Raw genomic sequence first — 17,639 nt, 5'->3', positions numbered from 1 at the left:
CGTAAATACCAATTGGAAACTCAATTTTGGCTACAAGGAAGGCAGATCCCATGATGATTCAAGATGATGAATTGAGAGGCATTTTCAAAACAGCCAGTGAGGAGCATCTGCAAAATCTTGATGCAGGTCTGCTCCATCTGGAAACTCATCCTGATGATGCTCAAACGTTGGAATTTCTCCTACGAGAAGCCCATTCTCTTAAGGGGGATGCCAATATGCTGGGGGTCAAGTCAATCGGAACGTTAGCCCACCAAATTGAACATCTGTTGGGTAGCCTCAAGTATCATCCTGAAGTCATGACGGTGGATCTCAGCGATCGCCTTTCCCATGCTATCCATGCTCTGCGTGCTCTGGTGGAAGAAGCTGTGACGGGCAAAGATGCTCAGGTCAATGTGTTTCATGTATTGGCGGAGTTGATGGGAAGTGAGGGGGTGAAGGGTGAAGGGGTGGAGGGTGATGGGGATGAGGGGGTGAAGGGTGAGGGGGTGAAGGGTGAAGGGATGCCGATGAATGGTTTGTCAAATGGTTTGCCGAGGGATCTAACGGCAACGGTGCAAGCATCCCATCCGGCTGGTGAGAAAGCGCAGTCTGCGTCTGGCTACCGGATTGAGACGATTCGGGTTGCTACCCAAAATTTAGATAGTCTGCTTACTCAGGCTGGAGAGTTGACGGTTACTAAGATTCGCATTGCCCATCGCCTGGCAGAATTAGAGGCGATCGCCACTTTGTGGGATGAATGGAATCGAGATCTGTTCAATAACCGTTTTGTTTTTGACGAACTTCACCAGAGTAGTGCTGCCCTGCATCGATTAGAAGCCTTCCATAGTCGCACAGAAGAACGCTTAGAAGGGTTAGGAAAACGGCTCCAGGAATTACGCAATTCCCTTTACGAGGACACTACCCGTCTGGAGTCAATTAGCGATGAGTTGGAGGACGACATTCGCACCCTGCGGTTGCTGCCCCTGTCCACTATCTTTAACGTTTTTCCCCGGATGGTGCGGGATCTGGCGCGGCAGGAAAACAAAGCCATCAACTTTATTGTGGAGGGTGGTGAAACCCGTGCGGATAAGCGGATTTTGGAAGAGATGAAAGATCCGCTGATGCATATTCTGCGAAATGCTATTGATCATGGGATTGAATCCCCAGAAGAACGGCAGCGATGGGGCAAAGCTCCAACGGCTACCCTGCGTTTACGGGGGTATCAAACTCCCACGTTGATTGTTCTGGAAGTCTCGGATGATGGGCGAGGACTGGATCTAGAGAAAATCAAGCACACGGCTTTGAAGCGAGGTCTGTATCGCTCCGAAGAACTTGATTCCATGACCCCTACCCAGATTCAGGAGTTGATTTTTGCATCGGGGTTTTCTACGGCTCCCCTGGTGACGGAAGTGTCTGGGCGAGGTGTCGGTTTGGATGTCGTGCGCACCCATGTCGAAAAACTGAAAGGGGCGATCGCTCTCGACTCGACTCCCGGTAAGGGTTGCATCATTCGGATTCAGCTGGGTCTGACCCTGTCTACTGCCCATGTGCTGATCGTCACGATCAACCACAGTCCCTACGCTATTCCTGTGGAAGCGGTACAAACGGCTATCCTGGTCAATCCTGACGATATTTTTATGATTGAGGGGCGTTCTACGATTGTGCAAGACGACCAACCCCTCTCCGTTGCTTACCTGTCTCATCTCCTGGAACTGCCCAGCGCTAATGATTGCAGCCGCAATCCGGGACAAAAGCTACCCTGCATTATTTTAACGGTGGCAGGCGATCGCCTGGGAATTTTTGTAGATGCGTTGATCGACGAACAAGACGTCGTCACCAAACCTCAAAGCAAACTTCTGAAACGAGTCCGCAATATTTCTGGAGCTACTATTTTGGGTACAGGCGATGTGTGTATGGTACTCAATCCGGCAGACTTAGTTAAATCGGTGCGACGACAGACTGTTGCCGTGGCTCCGACGCTGTCCCCTTCAGCACCCTCGCAAAAACAGCGTGTTCTGTTAGTAGAAGATTCCATCGCCACCCGCACCCAGGAAAAACGTATTTTGGAAGCCGCAGGCTTTGAAGTCGTTACTGCGGTTGATGGCTTAGATGGCTTCAACAAACTCCAAAGTCGCCCGTTTGATGCGGTTGTTTCGGATATTCAGATGCCCAACCTGGATGGGCTGGCTCTGACTACGCTGATCCGCCAGCACCGGGAATACAATGAAATTCCGATTATTCTGGTGACGTCTCTTGCCAGCGATGATGACAAACGACGCGGAGCCAACGCTGGAGCCAATGCTTATATCACCAAAGGCAGCTTTAACCAGGATATTCTCCTGGAAACCCTGCATCGGCTGATTTAATACAGCACGTTGCGCTTAGGAATGAGAATTAAATAACTCCGATGATTTGTTGTACGGGCAAACGGCCGTTCGCCCCTGCAAACGATTCAATATTCGATCTTATTTGATCCATGATCCTTAGATATATAGCGCTGTTCGGGTTGGTGCAGTACGGTGTTGTGGGGCGCGGAGCGCCCCACAACACCGTTTCTGTACTTAACAAACTTGCACACCGCTATATTACGGTTGTGAGAGGCACAATTCGCGTGCCTCTCACAACCCATTTGGGATGGATATATATCCTGAGAGAATGCGGTTTCATTCCTGCGCTGTAATCAACTCTTGAAACGATAAGAGTGCGCGTTGATGGCGATCGCCTGCCACCCAAGTAAAGTCGTCGTGTCCTGCCCCTGCTACCCACAGCGATTGTTTCGGTTCCGGTGCAGCTTGATAAAGCGCTCGACCGTGTTGAATGGGAATGGTATGGTCAGCTTCACCGTGCATCACCAGCACAGGGCAATGAACATTTTGTAGTTTGGCAAGGTTAGAAAATTTATCGAAAGGTAGCACAGAAAATGGCAGTACTACCCGAAACGCAGAGGTAAACGCACTTTCTAGAATTAAACCTGCCACCGGATGACGTGTTGCCAGTTCTGTTGCTGAGCCACCCCCCACCGATCGCCCATAGACAATCATGTACTGAGCCGGAATATTGAGCTGTTGGGTCAGATACCTATAGGCTGCTTCCGCATCTTCATAAGCATGGCGTTCACTTGGGGTGCCAGCACTGGTTCCATAGCCCCGGTAATCATAGGCAAAAACGCTAAATCCCCAGCTATTTAGGCGATCTAACACAGGACGAATATCTCCCAGATCTTCTGCATTACCGTGAATGTAGAGCAAGGTATACCGAGATTGGGGATTGGGTAAATAAAGGGCTGAAATTTTTTCAGTCTGAGTAATGGGAAGTTTGAGAATCTCGTCTGTGTCCGGGTAGCTGACCGGCTGAGGCAAAAAAATCATGGAGTCTGCGCGAAAAAAGACATACCCTGCAACAAAAATGTAGATAAACAGGAGCGATCGCACCAGTCTTTTCCAACTGAGTTCTCCGATCAGCAATTCTTTGAACCGTATGGATCTGGTCACAGAGTTCTTTGGCAGAGTTATTTGGCAGAGTATGGTTGCCACACGACAATCTTCACCGACGGATTCATACAGATGAACCGTATGCTCTAACTTGCATTGTCATCAAGCGCAGGATCGCCGTGCATGATATGGGGCATTGCTGAATCCTAATATAAATTTGGCAGGGAAACCGAAGGTTTCCCTGCCAAATTTGGATTTAGGATCGCAAATTAAATAACCTGTAATTCTTTTTGAGAGAGCGACGGCTCCGCCGTCGCTCTCTCAAAAAGAATTGGGTTTTATTAAATCCACGATCCTTAGAACTATCGCCGTTGAACGGTTAATTGAGATGGGGTGTAGGGGTGGAACCCCTGTCCGGAGGCACAGCCCCCATACCCCTATCCTGACCAGCCCTTCAGCGGCTATAGCTAAACATGATGATGGACTAAGCGGCGAGTGCGCCTGCCCCTGCCGATGCGATCGCCGACACTACAGCCGTCACAAATAACCACCAGGCAGCCGTCGCTGCTGCTTTGCGAGTTTCTTCCATCTGATGTTGAGCTTCCAGTTTCACTTGCTCTAAGCGACGCTGGGCTTCTGTTTGAATCCGCTCTGCCCGTTGCAAGACTGAATTTCGAGCCGCCTCGATCTGGTCGATGATATGGTTTGCATCGGCTTCCGAGACATCGCGTCGAGAGCTAATTAATGCAACCAACGTTCCTCGATCAAACTCGCTTAAGCGTTGTCGCAGTGCATCAAACCCTGCTTGCGGATCGTCGAACAACGTGCGGACATCGTGTTTGATGCCGTCATAGTTCAATTCTGGGCGATCCAGCGAGTTGAGGTAATCGCGAATTCGACCAAAAATCCGGTCGATAATTTGCTGAATGCGGTACTGCACCTGACGCATTTGATCGAGGATTTGATCGCGGGTCGATTCGATCTGTGAAACCACTCGTTCTGCTTCTTCAGGAGTCATATCCTGACGTTGCGCCAGTAGTGCTATCAGCGTATTGCGATCAAACTGAGAAACGCGATCGCCCAGTCGATGCATCCCCAATTGAGGTGACTCCATTAACGTCCGTAGATCGCGCTTAATCCCGTCTGGATTCAACTCGTCTTTGTCCGTGTTGCGCAAATAATCTTCCAGGCTGGCTTCAAAGTTCATCACTTGTTGCTGTGCCCGTAATGCCAATCGACGCGGAGCTTTGACAATCCGTTGGATTGCTTCCTGCACCTGATCGATCGCCCGATTCACCTGTTCTTCACTAAGGTCGGGACGCTGACTGAGTAACCGCACTAAGGTTTCCCGATCGACTTTAGATAAACGTCGTCGCAGTGCCAGGGTGCCTTCTTTGGGATCATCCAACAGCGTTGTCAAATCCCGCTGAATTCCATCGGGGTCAAGCTCCTCTAGATTGGTGCGACGCAGGTAATCTGATAACGAATTCACCGTCTGATCATATTGGCTCTTTGCCATACTCGTGATCATCTGGGGTGAATGAATGACGGCATTCCAGCGTGATTCTACGTCGTTGATGATCTGGTTGGCTTCAGCTTCCGTGAGGTCGCCCCGTTGAGCGAGTAAGGCGATGAAGGTATCGCGATCAAACTGAGACATGCGATTGCGTAACGCAGACCACCCTGTCTTGGGATCTGCTAGTAAAAGCTGCACGTCGCGTTGAATGCCGTCAGGATTCAGCTCACTCTTGCCGGTATGACGGAGATAGTCTTCGAGCTTTTGACGCACATCGGTAAGCTGTTGCTTCGCTTGTTCGTCGAGAGATTTGGATTCAAACAATACGCGATCGCGTGTTGTTTCCAACGCCATCAGAATGGGTTTTACTTCGATAGGCGTCAGGTCTTGCCGTCGTCCCAATAGTTCGCTCAAGGTGTCGTGATCGTAAGGCATCAATCGATAGGTGAGTGTTTCAAAATCGGCATTATGGTCTTCTAGCAGGGCTTGAAACCCAGGTAAAATGCCATCATCGTTGGTACGCAGTAGCAGATCTTTTGGTGTTAGCGTCAGATAAATTTCTACCCGCTGCCTTAAATCTAATGCCACTTCGCGTTCCTTTGCTGCCCGAGCAGTCGCGATCACTTCCTGCCGAACGGCTTCTAGTGTATTGGATAGCGCTTGAATGCGGCTCTGGATAAAGACTCCCCGCGACGCCAGCACATCCACAAAGAAATTGCGATTTAATCGCGAGAGTTGATCGGCGATCGCATCGGGATCGGCGTAGGGATCATACAAAATTTCTCGCGCATCTCGCGCCACTCGTTCCGAATTAGCCTGCCAGACGGGGATGTGCAGCAAATAGTTCTCCAGATCGGCACGAATTGGACTGTAAGCCTCCGATTCGTCAGATTTACCCTGAAGTTGACCGATGATCTGATCGCGCTGCTCAGCCACCTTTTTCGGCGCATCTTTCAAGCGACCTACAATTTTCTCCAGATCCAGATCCGATAAATCTGTGCGACCCAGCACCAACCCCATCAACGTATTCATACCTAACTGCACGGTCTGCTGCATGGGACTCAGTCCCGCTGCGTTGCCACTATCCCGTTGAGTGCTTCGAGATGATTCTCGTTCCGCTAAAACTCTATCTAGCTTGGCATTCAATTCATCGACCCGTACCTGACCGGGCTGAGCCGTTCGCAGATACTCAACCAACTCTGTCATCTGATCTCCTTTGCGGCGACGCCCCAAGGTTTGTCGCCAAATGCCTTCTAACAAATCGGCAAAGCGGTTGACTTCTTCGGTACTGAAATCGGTGCGACGGCTAATTAAATCCACAAAGGTTTGCCGATCAATATGACTCAGGCGATCGCTATCGGCTAGCTCTTGCAGTTCGGGATCATTCAGCAATGATTCAAAGTCTCGACGAATGCGGTTAAAATCAAACCCCGGTAACGGCAATCGCTGAATATACTCTTCAATCGATTCACGAATGCTACTCGGATCAACCGCTGAACCCATTTCATGGCGCACTGCTGATACAACGGCTTCTGCTGTTGATACCACCTGCTTTTGGGCAGCACGCGCCCCCACCATGGCGGTAGCCGTGCCCAAAATGGATTGCAACCCGGACGTTGCTGTACTGATGACAGAGCCAATCAACGAACCGACTGTTGACGACCCGACCCACATCAACAGCGAAAAATACGCTGCCCAGATGACTAACCCAACAATGGCACCCAGGCGATCGCTGGTTAACAAACTTAATTGCACCGCCAGTAAACATGCACCAAATAAGGCGATCGTCACAGTCAGCAACGTCCAGATCCCCAGCCCTAAGCCGATCTTGCGGATCGACAGGCTACCCCCTTCATCATCTGAGTCTGAATCTGAATCACGTCCTAGATACGAAATTCCAGCAGCGACCGATAGATTGGTCAGTACCAGCTGAAATGCAAATGCCATTAACAACCCAGAAACCAATGCAATCAAAAATTGCGGTCCTGAAAACAAAACAGAAGCCGTTTCTGGCGTCACGGTTTCCGATACGGTTGGATCAGGTACTACAGGAACCTGAGCCACCCAGCGAGACAAATCTATCCACTCCAGTCGTGCCACGGCAACCCCCAGCATATATTTTCCTCGCTATAAACATGCTTGCTTAACCACCCACAATGCCAATTCAATCCAGGCTGGCTTCCATCTAGCAGACCCAATTAAAAGTTTTATAACGGGGTGCAGGGGTGAAACCCCTGCGTGAGGGCGCAGCCCTCACGCCCCATGTTGCGAAGTTTAGTGTGTGCACACTAGCTCGCAGAGCCACTATCTAAGTACACATCGTCACAACTATAGGGCTGCATTCAAGGTGCAGGGGGGCATCCCTGCGTGGAGAGGCGGCTACCTCATCCCCCTGGTTTTATTGCAAACCCTACTTTTGAATAGCGGTGTTAAACCCCTAGTAGCCCACTCTTTTCATCACTCTTGTTCTCGCGAAGCAACGGCTTAACAAGATGTGGAGCACGTCGAAGTCATGAATCAAGGGTATGAATCAACGAGCAACGTATTCAAAGTGCCAAATTCAAGTACTCACGATGTACAAATTCAAGGTTGTGTTGCACATGTGTATTGATAATTTGCTGAAAAACTTACTGAGTAAGTTTTTCAGCAAATTATCAATACCTCTAGAACACCACCCGAATCCAACACACCCGTAGTTTAAGAGTTACTGACATGGCAATAACTTGCGTCCCTCTTAGGTTGGAATCTTTATTGCCCTTATCTTTACTGCACTTAATTTTGTGGTGTAGCAGCCGAAGGGCTGGTTAGAAGAGGAGCGCGGGGGCAGTGCCCCCGGACAGGGTTTCCACCCCTGCATCCATCCTCATGACAGCCATTTTCAATCGCTTAAAACCAGATTTGTTTTGTGAGAGCCGCGCGGAGCGCGGCTCTCACAAAACCGACTATGTCTTACTCAAGCGCAAAGCGCTGTAAGCCACAGGGTTTTTGTTGGGTACCCCATGGAGCGCAGCACACAACAAAAAATCGTGAATACCACTACCAATGTCGTTAGGGTTCAATGTGCTGTAATCCAACAGCAAATCAGGGTGTGAGCGATGCCCACACCCCGCAAGCGGCGTTACCGCAATCATTGGATTGTTATAGCGCTTTGCGTTCGACCGGGACTGGGTTATGTTTTGAAAACCATGCTCTGCGGAGTTTCCAGAACATAACCCGTGCTCCACTTAAGTGCAGTCCTAAGCGGCTTCCCACAGTGAGCGGATTTGATCGGGGAGACAAGTAGCTACTTCTTGAATGCGATCGCCCGATAATTCTTCTTTCGTTGCCGAAAAGACTGCTTTGATTACCGTTTCTGCATTGGTAGTAGAGGGTAATCCACCTTCGTTAGCAACACGAGTCAAGAATAGCTTGGAGTCGATGCCAAAGGGGGCTTCGCCGCGCAGCGGCTTACGAATACGGCTAATAAATCCAACAATGGGGTTGGTGTCTCGCCATAAGTCGGCAACTTCAGTTTGTAGGGCTTTGTTATCGGTGTTAGCCGCACTAACATGCAGTTCTGACTCAATGTGATCAATGGTATCTTTATCCATCAGATCTCGCATAACGCGATATACCACTTCAGTCGCGTCTCGTGCATCGTAAGGGTCGGATAACTGACCTTCAGCCATGACCTTTTGCAAGAAATCTTGATGCTGGGGTTGAATGTCAGCCGGTGATCCGACTGCCATCGGGTCAACATTGCCGGGGCTTACTTGTCTGCTTTCCATAAGACTCTTCTATCGACTTCACTAGCCAGAATAGAAGGACTGGGTTTGAAATACTTCCTTCAAAAGACAGGCTTGTTTGACTGAATATTTCATACCAACGTTTACCCATATTCCCTAAGAAATGGGAATTAAATAACGTCGATGATTGATTGATTGTACGGACGAACAAGCGTTCGCCTGAAATCTCTGCCTGAGGACATACCTGCTACTCCCCCTGTTGCGAAATTGGGGAGTTGTGTGATGGATGTGACTTGCAGGCTGTTAACAAAATGTGCTCAATAGAATGAACTGTTTTATTAAGACTGAAGTGCTGCACAGCATGGGTGCGGCAGTATTCACCCAACTGGGGATGAAGGCTGCGCCAATGCAGCACATCATTTAACCGAGCGGCTAAATCGACGTCGTCTCCCGGTTCAAATAAACACGTTTGCAGTTCGCCGGTCAAAATTTCGGGAATGCCACCAATCCGACTGCCAATCACGGGAACACCACAGGCTAACGACTCAATCACCGAGCGCCCAAATGGTTCAGCAAATAGGCTGGGTAACACAGTAACATCGCTGACCTGATAGAGAGACACGGGTTGGTCAATGTGTCCTAAAAACTGGACGTGCTGTGCAATTCCTAAATCGATTGGTAATTGATTAAGCGATCGCAAATAAGTATTCCGCGTTTGTGTATCGCTTGGACTAACGGGACTGCCAGCAATGAGTAAACGGATATCTATATCTCTATTTTGATTGACCAGTAAGGCAAACGCTTTGATTAAAGTTTCTACACCTTTGATTTCATCTAGCCGCCCGATGTAAGAAATGACGCGCGTCGTTTTCGGAATCTGCCACTGTTGTCGGATTGCGGTAAAACTATCCGCTGGCTTAAATATCTCTGTATCCGTGCCGTTGTGAACCACCTCAACTTTGTTTTGAGGTAAGCCAACCTTAATCCAATCGTGTTGATTTTGATAGGAAGTTGAAATAAAGTGCCGAACTCCTTTGAGGCTCGCATTGAGTTGCCAATCTGATACCTCTAAATGAGGAGGAGCGGGCGTTTGCAGATGACAGATCAAAGGCATATTTCTGGACAAAGCCAGGGCATACCCCATGACACAATCGTGATATTGATTGCTGTAAACAATCCCATTTTGAATGGCAGGGATTTTCCAAAGGTCTGCGAAAAAATTAAACAGTTGTTTTTTTCGCAGCACTTTGTAAGACTCAATGGCGATAATGTGATGACAAAACTTACGATATTTCTCAATCAAATCGCCATCTTTGAGATAGAGAAGACTAATGCGATGACCGTGTCGGTGCAGGGAATGACAGACCTCATATAAATTGAGCTCTTGCCCGCCACGAGCAGAAGAAGGGCTGCTTGCCAATGCAATAATATGCATTTCTACAATGAATAACTCTATGCTTAATTTTTGTTCTGAATATTGCTTGAATTTGCCATGAAACTGGCAACTAATCGGCGTTTATAGTTTCCTAAAAAACTACGACGTAGCATTTCCTGAGTTTGATACGTAATATGTTTAGCTTCACGATCAAGGAGCACTTTGGTCAAATTCCAGGGTTGGCAACGAGTGGAGGGCACCGTATCAATGATGGTAGGTGCTATATCTTGATCAGGACGATAACCATGGTTTGAAAATGACTCCAAAAGATGCCGAACGGCAGAGCTGAAATGTCCTGCTACTATCTCATCTGAGAAATCAGATTGAGATTGAATCATGACGATTTTTTTAGGATCCCATAGGCGACAACCAATACGATATCCTAGTGCCGACATACACGTTTGTCCACCCCAATTCGGTCGATTCCAAAACTCATCTTTACTTAAAAACCACTCCACAAAGTCCAGATCATAGAACTCTTTGCGAATTAGCATAAGACCACTATTGACACGGCTACACAATCGAATAGAATCTTTACCTATTAGCTGCCATGGCTGTACTGAAAAAGCTTCTTGATGATCGGTCATAAACAGAGCAGATGTTTTGTCATCTGTCCAACGGAATAAACCAGAAAAAGGTTTGATAAAGAGAATATCCGAATCACAATATGCAATATCAGTTTGGCTAAAAAGTGGAATGTCTAAGAGCTTTAGTCTTAAGGGATGCTCATATCGACGTTTGCGGGAACAGGGATAGTTCCTCAATACACTTTCCATTTGTTCATCTGCTTGCGATCGCCAAATGATCGATGTATTTTTTAATCTATTCTGAAGTTTTTCACCGTCTTCAGCTGTTAAAGACCCATCATCATGAATGGTTAAATTAAGAGGCTCCTGAGAAAAATTAAGCAGTGAACCGAGACACATGAGTGCCATATCAACATGCCGATGACATACCAGGGAATGTACTGTCATAGATGAGTCTACGGTACTCATAACGCCCCTCCACGAATTAAATAGGATTACTATAACAAGTTAAATAAAATTTGTGTATTGGGACTCGATAGTCAATCAGAGCAACATATTTTTCAGGAAGATCTAAGTAGGCAGGAGAAATGTTTATATTCATGTAAAACTCTCCTTGCAAACATTAAAATTCTAGTAGTCCTAGAACTCTAATAATGTTTTGTGATGCGGGCATCGCCTGCACTACAAAACATGATGACTATGAATACCATTGCCCAAAATCTAGCGTGGTTTGCTATGAAATTTCACTAAATTTTCTGGTGGATGCGAGGAATCTTCAACGAATACATGAGAGCATAATCTGCTCAATTTGATCGACTGTACGAGTCAAACTAAAGTTTTGCTCAATATGATTTCGACAGCGTTGCGCCAGTTGAGAATCTGTAGATCGCCAGTTTAAAAGGCGTGTTAATTTATTAGATAAATCCACCTCATTTCCAGCTTCAAACAACCAGGATTGGAATTCACCTGTCAGTACCTCAGGTATTCCACCTATCTGGCTGCCTACTACAGGTACTCCACATGACAATGACTCAATTACAGATCTGGCAAAGGGTTCAGAATATAAACTAGGCAAAACAGTTATGTCACTGACCTGATATAGCGATGGTGTATCTGATACAAGACCCAGAAACTCAACATGATCTTGAATGCCCAGATTTACTACAAGTTGTTTGAGTGATTGTAAATAAGCATGACGCTCTTTAGCATCTCCATAAACAGGTTGACCGGCAATCAGTAATTTGGCATCAGTTTCATGTTCTAAAAGCCTTGAGAAGGCTTTAATCAGAGTTTCTACACCTTTGATACTGTCCAATCTGCCAACGTAAGAAATGACCTTTTTATCGAAAGGAATGTTCCAGTCTTGCCGAAGCTTTGAAAAGTCGTCAATGGGCTTGAAGAGAGCACTATTACAGCCATTATGGACGACTTTGAATTGCTCTTCTTTGAAACCTAATTTAATCCATCCCAGCTTTGTTTGATTTGAAACGGCAATAAACTGATTAACTCCTTTTAGGCTCGTGATAAGTTGCCAATCAGATGGATTCAGTTCCTTTGGGGCAGGTGTACGGATATGACAAATTAGCGGAATATTTCGAGTTTTTGCTAATGCATATGCTATTACACAATCGTGATATTGGTTGCTATAAATTACCCCATCTTGGACGTGTGGCACTTTCAAGAAATCTGCTAAAAACTGAAAAATGTCTTTTTTCCGAAGCAATTTGTATGAACTAACTTGAATAATATGAGTACAAAATTCCTGATATTTGGGTAATAAATCACCTTTGTTGATATGGAGCAACGTGATTTTATGTCCTCGTTTAAATAAGCTGTGGCATACTTCCAAAAGGCTGAGCTCTTGTCCTCCACGCGATGCCGTAGGGATGCTTGACAAGGCAATAATATGCATAAACTAAAAATTACTCCCGGAACTTGCCAGACTTAAGGATCAATACTTTATTTAGATTTAGAAATACTAAATATGCCATTCAGGAACATCACTAAAGAAGTCCCCATTCATTAAAAAATGTAAAGAAATAGATGAACCCATTTTAAGCTTCTCTAAATAGAAGAGATCAGCCTGTTTAAGGATGTTGATATATAACCTGAACTCTTTATAGAATGGCTTAGGGATGGTCTTAAATTCTGAATCAATTTTATTTTTGAGATCCTCGTCAAGACTAATTCTCTTGGACAAGAGTGAAAATAAGCGATCGCGTCTGACTTTATCCACTCTTCCCTTACGAGTATAGTGATCATTTTTACCATGTAATCGGTATTGAACTAAGGCTTGTGCGCAATAAAATTTATGGGCTCCGACAATTGATGCACCATAAACTAAACAATTTTCTGCGCCATTAATCCAATCACTTAAAAACGGCACAGGAAGAATCTTTTCTACTATCTTGCGGCGGATTGAAAGCGTTGTTGTAATCGCTCCGACCCAACGATTGCGATAAAGTGTGGCGATCGCAGAATACCCGAAGTCGCGATCGCGTTTATAATCCGACCGGGTTCCTTCACCTTGTCCAATTCGTTCAAAGTCGCAGAATAAAAAATCACACTCTGGATGACGTTCGTAAAATGTTAGAGCTTCCTCAATATAGTTTGGTTTATACAGATCATCGGCATCTAAGAAGAAAATCACATCGCCTGTAGACGCCAAAAATCCAGCATTAAAACAAGATAGATGTCCTTCATTCTTCTCCTTGAGAATGAGTTTAACGACGTCATGATCGCCATAATTGTCGCGTAGAATCTGAGCTGAATTGTCTTTTGAACCATCATCAACCACGATAATTTCATCTGGTTGAATTGTTTGCTTCAGGGCACTGGCGATCGCCTCCAGCACATAGTTTTGATAGTTATAGTTATTAATTAAGACAGAGACTTTCATAGGAGATAGAGTAAGAGAATTAATTGAGCCAAACCTCAGATCCTCGACGTTTTTAAAATGCCGGGGATCTGGTTAAATCAATGTTTTCGAAATGTGATCTGCCATGCGAATAGCTAAGGCAACGATCGTTAGGGTGGGGTTGGCATATCCCCCGGTCGGGAAAACAGAACTGCCTGCGATCAACAAATTGGGGATACCATGCACCTGACCGTGCTGATTAACCACCCCTTGCCGGGGATCAACATGCATGCGAGTGGTGCCGATGTGATGATGAGCGCTATACAGCCGAGATAGCATTTCTGCTTCGGGTGCTGCCTGAAAGTATCCCAGACCAGCGGCAGCTAACTCTTCGTGAAGAATCTCGCAAGTGCGGCGGATACTGCGTAAGTCTATCTCACTCCAACGCCAGTGCAACTCTGCTTTTCTCATGCCCAGGCGATCGCACTCTTGACTCAAAACAATGCGGTTGTCTGGATCAGGAGCTTGCTCGACCTGCACGGCAACCTCGAAATAGTCATATTTTTTGGGGCTATCCACATACAGCGACCACCCCCCACAGCCTGCATCGACGATCAAGGGATGCTGCCTGGCGATCGCGCGATAGGCAACAGCGAGAATCTCATCCATCCCTGCCACGACACGACGCAGATGAGTAGCAGTCTGTTTGGGTAGTGTTCCCCGACGCAGATGATTTAACAGGGTTTTGAGAGACTCAACAGCTTTGGAATTGTGCCCTTTGGGGCGTGGAAAAAACCAGATGCTGGTGTTGAGAATGTGCTCGTCTTCCATCACCGTTGGGGTGAGGGATAGTTTTCCGGCAACCGGGATTTCCTTCACTCGCCGCAAATCGTACAGAGCAGTCGATTTAAACAGTTGCGGGGTACTAGGAAAAAAGTCGCCAATGCGAAAACCAGGATGATCCATATAGTATCGCCCAACCAGGTCATGGGCATTGCCCAGTCCAGCAGGTTGCACCTGATTGGAATTGAGCAACAAGCGGGCATTTTCGATGCCGCCCATTGCCAAAACAAAGACTTTGGCGACCACCCAAACGGTCGTGCCATCCAAACACGCAACCTTGAGACGGGTAACAGTACTGGCGGTGTCGTTGGTTTCGATTTGGACAACGTTGGCGTAGGTATAGACCGTGATATTGTTTGTCTGAGAAATTTCGTCTCGATATTGGTGTCCAAAAATATCTCGGGGTCCAAACTGAAACACGGTTGTCACCAGGCGATCGCCCTTTAACGGTAAGGGAGGGGACTCTGCATCTGCCCAGGACTCTGCATCATAGGCAAACGGTCCGAGTTGGCAGACCTGGTGAGCGCGATGGTAATACGGTTCTAGATCGGCAAACTCAAACGCCCAACCGCTGTACGGTAGCCAGTCTCGTTGGACAAAATCAATCTCATCCAGGGGGGTATGCCTGACCCCGGTGATGCTGCCCAAATCAATGTGCCAGCGATTGGAGGCACCGCCAAACTGCCGTCGTCGTCCCGCTTCCATCTCATCTTTGGGATAGCGATCGCGCGAGATGATGGTGCCCTGAGACAGTTTTTCGGTCGCCGGGTCGAGTTCTAACCCGCCACTTTCTAATAAGCACACCTGAACGTCGCGTCCAATCCATTCGCGTGCCATCGTAATTCCGGCAGGACCTGCACCGACAATGCAAACCTCCGTCTCAATGACCTGATCGTCTGACAATGTACGGGCATCAATTAACATTGGAAAAATCTAAATGAACGACGTTTAATGATGAATATTGCGCTTCCTATTAGTCTTTAGATGTGTTTTACATGGGTGTAATCTCTGCCAATGCAAATGTCTGCTGTAATTTATCTAAATTGACGTCGATATCATCGGTGACACGCCCCGATTCATAATAGTCGGGTGGTATTTCTCCTTCCCCAATTAAATAGAAATAGTCCAATCCATTCTGTTCTGATACCGTCCAGTAACAGCCATTGACATACTGAGGTGAAAAAAGTTCGATGACTTTGGTAGAGCGATCGCAAAATACTAAATTGGTTAAGCCCGCACCATGGGGTGCGATGACGATTTCAGCATTATTAAATAATCGAGCCTGATCTACAACGCTGAGATTTTCAGTTTGCACGTCGATAAACCCGTAGGGTTTCAAGAATTCAATTAACGCTGATTCATGCAAAATTCTTCTGCGTTTTGCCCCTCTACGAGACAGATAAATTCGGCGGTATTGATCATCTGGCAACTCCAGATTGCCTTGCGATTTTAAGGGCAGCACCCGGTCGCGCAGAAAGTCACAGACCCAGGTCGGCGCATAACCCGACTTTGCCGGAAAAGAAGGCACCATTAATTCCGACGCAGAAATAAATTCGAACTGTCTCGAATCGATCACATGTTCAGGACTATAGCCCAAAATCCGCAGTGTTTCTTGTTGAAATGTCTTATGGCATTCGATATATAGCTTTTCGGGTTTTAATCCAGCTTTTTCTAACAGATGAAATTGCGGTAAGGCATCAAACAGCCAATGATAATAGTTATCTTGTCCGTGAAAGGCGATCGCCGCCACAGAACCCTCAATCCGATGAATCTTGGGCAAAAATCTCAACGCTGTAGCGATTTTGTGAGTTTCACCTTTTCTCAGATCAAACTGTTTGGCAACCTCTGAAATCAATACACCTGTTTTATCTAAGTTGGCACCCATGTTGCTAGAAATGCCATCCTTTAGACAAATCGCAAAGGCTTCAGGGGTATAGCTACGATGATCTTCTTCTAAGTCTCGTAGAAATTTCCAATGAATCTTGGCATCAATTGTTTTGGGAGATTGACGCTGTAGAAATAATGATGGATAAAGCGGTTTGTATCCCAACGTTTCACAGGTTTTGATAGCACGGGGAATGCCAAACACTCTAAAACTATTGGGTACAAAACGAACTAGACGAGCCGCTACATCTGCTAGCGATCGCAGCGATTTACGAATGTCTGGATTAATGGATTTTGGCACAGAGATATTGAACATTCTGGTCAGATTCATCCACCTTACCGAGTGAGCTTATTGAGATAGCGTCCAGCTTTTTTAACTTGTCCATCAAATATCGATTTCAATAAGAAAATCTTTAAACCAAACCCTATTTTTCGGATATAGCTTTCCATATACGGCTTAGATGATCCTTGAAAATGGAGAGAATTAAATCGAATGAGTTGGTTTGATTCAATCTGTTTACAGAAAGGTTGGTGATCCAGCCAAATAATATTTTTCATACCATCTTTCATCTCAAACCCATCTGACGTTTTAATATTACAGTCATAGACTGAGTTTTGAATGATAGTAGACATTTCGCCAATTTTATCGGGATGTTTCAGGCGAAATTGTTCTAAAGCAAACATATCAGAAACACCCCCGTTGGCGTTGTCAGCGATCGTCTGATGATATTTTGCATAGATGCTTTGAAATAAGTCTGGATCGGTATAAAGCGACAGCATAAAATCACAGAATTTTTCCAACGCTTCTAAGCGATTAAAAAATGAGCAATGACCGCTATAGCCTCGGGTGAGAGTGAAGTCATAGGAATCAAATTTTTTCTGCTCTTGGGTCAGATCCGCATAGAGCATTAAATCTGAATCAATGTGAACACAGCTATCAATCCGATTGGCTTTCATAAAGTTACGTAAAACAAACCAACGTTGAAAGCAAAAGAGTTCAAAAGCTTGCAGATTAGTACTGAGATGTTTGTAAGAGTGGCTAAATAATTTGATGTCCTGAGAGTACTCTGAAATATTGACGTGTCGGGCAAAAGGGTAGTGGTTGTTATTGGCATCACCTAACAAAAAAACATCAGATTGAGGGTTAGATATTCGTGCTTGTACTAAGCCATACGGTAAGTAATAGCTGTCATATTTATGAATCATGACAATTGGAATTCCCATCGACCTGCACCCGTCTTACATCGCCTCGCGCTTGAATGTGGTTAGTTTTTTGGTTGAGTAATTAAATGGTTAATTAGAACGGGGTACAGGGGTAGAACTCCGGTGCCTCCGTCCTAATCAGCCCTTTGGCTGCTGTATATGCCACGTGGAGCGCGGCACCTTACAGAAAAACTGTAGCTCAAGCAAACTGAAAATTGCTGTATTTTCAACCTCCCAGG

At 46.2% G+C, this 17,639-nt stretch carries 11 protein-coding genes; 1 reads left to right on the top strand and 10 read right to left on the bottom strand.

Features of this window, described 5'->3' with window-relative positions; genetic code table 11:
• Positions 1-53: 53 nt before the first annotated feature.
• A complete protein-coding gene (locus ACR6Z4_RS04670) occupies positions 54-2,345 on the top strand; it encodes a hybrid sensor histidine kinase/response regulator (RefSeq protein ID WP_479716135.1) in 2,292 nt (763 codons plus the stop codon).
• 297 nt (positions 2,346-2,642) lie between these two features.
• Here ACR6Z4_RS04670 and ACR6Z4_RS04665 read toward each other — a convergent pair whose 3' ends face one another.
• From ACR6Z4_RS04665 to ACR6Z4_RS04620, 10 genes are all read right to left on the bottom strand, one after another.
• Positions 2,643-3,470, bottom strand: coding sequence for an alpha/beta hydrolase (locus ACR6Z4_RS04665; protein ID WP_479716058.1), 828 nt, complete (start codon positions 3,468-3,470; stop codon positions 2,643-2,645).
• 424 nt (positions 3,471-3,894) lie between these two features.
• Positions 3,895-7,041 carry an MFS transporter gene (locus ACR6Z4_RS04660; protein WP_479716057.1) on the bottom strand — a complete coding sequence of 1,049 codons (3,147 nt, stop codon included), beginning with the start codon at positions 7,039-7,041 and terminating at the stop codon, positions 3,895-3,897.
• Positions 7,042-8,162: 1,121 nt separating this feature from the next.
• Entirely contained in the window at positions 8,163-8,693 is a 531-nt protein-coding gene (locus ACR6Z4_RS04655) for a DUF2267 domain-containing protein (RefSeq protein ID WP_479716056.1), read from the bottom strand.
• Between the two features lie 205 nt (positions 8,694-8,898).
• Entirely contained in the window at positions 8,899-10,086 is a 1,188-nt protein-coding gene (locus ACR6Z4_RS04650; protein WP_479716055.1) for a glycosyltransferase family 4 protein, read from the bottom strand.
• 23 nt (positions 10,087-10,109) lie between these two features.
• A complete protein-coding gene (locus ACR6Z4_RS04645; protein WP_479716054.1) occupies positions 10,110-11,081 on the bottom strand; it encodes a hypothetical protein in 972 nt (323 codons plus the stop codon).
• Positions 11,082-11,388: 307 nt separating this feature from the next.
• On the bottom strand, positions 11,389-12,525 hold the full coding sequence (locus ACR6Z4_RS04640) for a glycosyltransferase family 4 protein (RefSeq protein ID WP_479716053.1): 1,137 nt from the start codon (positions 12,523-12,525) through the stop codon (positions 11,389-11,391).
• Between the two features lie 66 nt (positions 12,526-12,591).
• Positions 12,592-13,512 carry a glycosyltransferase family 2 protein gene (locus ACR6Z4_RS04635; RefSeq protein WP_479716052.1) on the bottom strand — a complete coding sequence of 307 codons (921 nt, stop codon included), beginning with the start codon at positions 13,510-13,512 and terminating at the stop codon, positions 12,592-12,594.
• A 72-nt stretch (positions 13,513-13,584) separates the two neighbouring features.
• Entirely contained in the window at positions 13,585-15,237 is a 1,653-nt protein-coding gene (locus ACR6Z4_RS04630) for a GMC oxidoreductase (RefSeq protein ID WP_479716051.1), read from the bottom strand.
• A 67-nt stretch (positions 15,238-15,304) separates the two neighbouring features.
• Entirely contained in the window at positions 15,305-16,498 is a 1,194-nt protein-coding gene (locus ACR6Z4_RS04625) for a glycosyltransferase family 61 protein (protein WP_479716050.1), read from the bottom strand.
• Between the two features lie 35 nt (positions 16,499-16,533).
• Positions 16,534-17,421, bottom strand: a complete 888-nt coding sequence (locus ACR6Z4_RS04620; protein ID WP_479716049.1) for a hypothetical protein — start codon at positions 17,419-17,421, stop codon at positions 16,534-16,536.
• Positions 17,422-17,639 lie beyond the last annotated feature (218 nt).

The sequence above is a fragment of the Calyptranema fuscum S582 genome (assembly GCF_055793305.1).
The sequence above is the reverse complement of the archived record's forward strand: the minus strand, read 5'-3'. Positions and strand labels throughout refer to the sequence as shown.

What these genes read in the sequence shown, in the direction of transcription:
- ACR6Z4_RS04670 (WP_479716135.1), top strand. Translation starts at nt 54, where the DNA reads ATGATTCAAGATGATGAATTGAGAGGCATTTTCAAAACAGCCAGTGAG.
- ACR6Z4_RS04660 (WP_479716057.1), bottom strand. Translation starts at nt 7,041, where the DNA reads ATGCTGGGGGTTGCCGTGGCACGACTGGAGTGGATAGATTTGTCTCGC.
- ACR6Z4_RS04655 (WP_479716056.1), bottom strand. Translation starts at nt 8,693, where the DNA reads ATGGAAAGCAGACAAGTAAGCCCCGGCAATGTTGACCCGATGGCAGTC.
- ACR6Z4_RS04650 (WP_479716055.1), bottom strand. Translation starts at nt 10,086, where the DNA reads ATGCATATTATTGCATTGGCAAGCAGCCCTTCTTCTGCTCGTGGCGGG.
- ACR6Z4_RS04645 (WP_479716054.1), bottom strand. Translation starts at nt 11,081, where the DNA reads ATGAGTACCGTAGACTCATCTATGACAGTACATTCCCTGGTATGTCAT.
- ACR6Z4_RS04640 (WP_479716053.1), bottom strand. Translation starts at nt 12,525, where the DNA reads ATGCATATTATTGCCTTGTCAAGCATCCCTACGGCATCGCGTGGAGGA.
- ACR6Z4_RS04635 (WP_479716052.1), bottom strand. Translation starts at nt 13,512, where the DNA reads ATGAAAGTCTCTGTCTTAATTAATAACTATAACTATCAAAACTATGTG.
- ACR6Z4_RS04630 (WP_479716051.1), bottom strand. Translation starts at nt 15,237, where the DNA reads ATGTTAATTGATGCCCGTACATTGTCAGACGATCAGGTCATTGAGACG.
- ACR6Z4_RS04620 (WP_479716049.1), bottom strand. Translation starts at nt 17,421, where the DNA reads ATGGGAATTCCAATTGTCATGATTCATAAATATGACAGCTATTACTTA.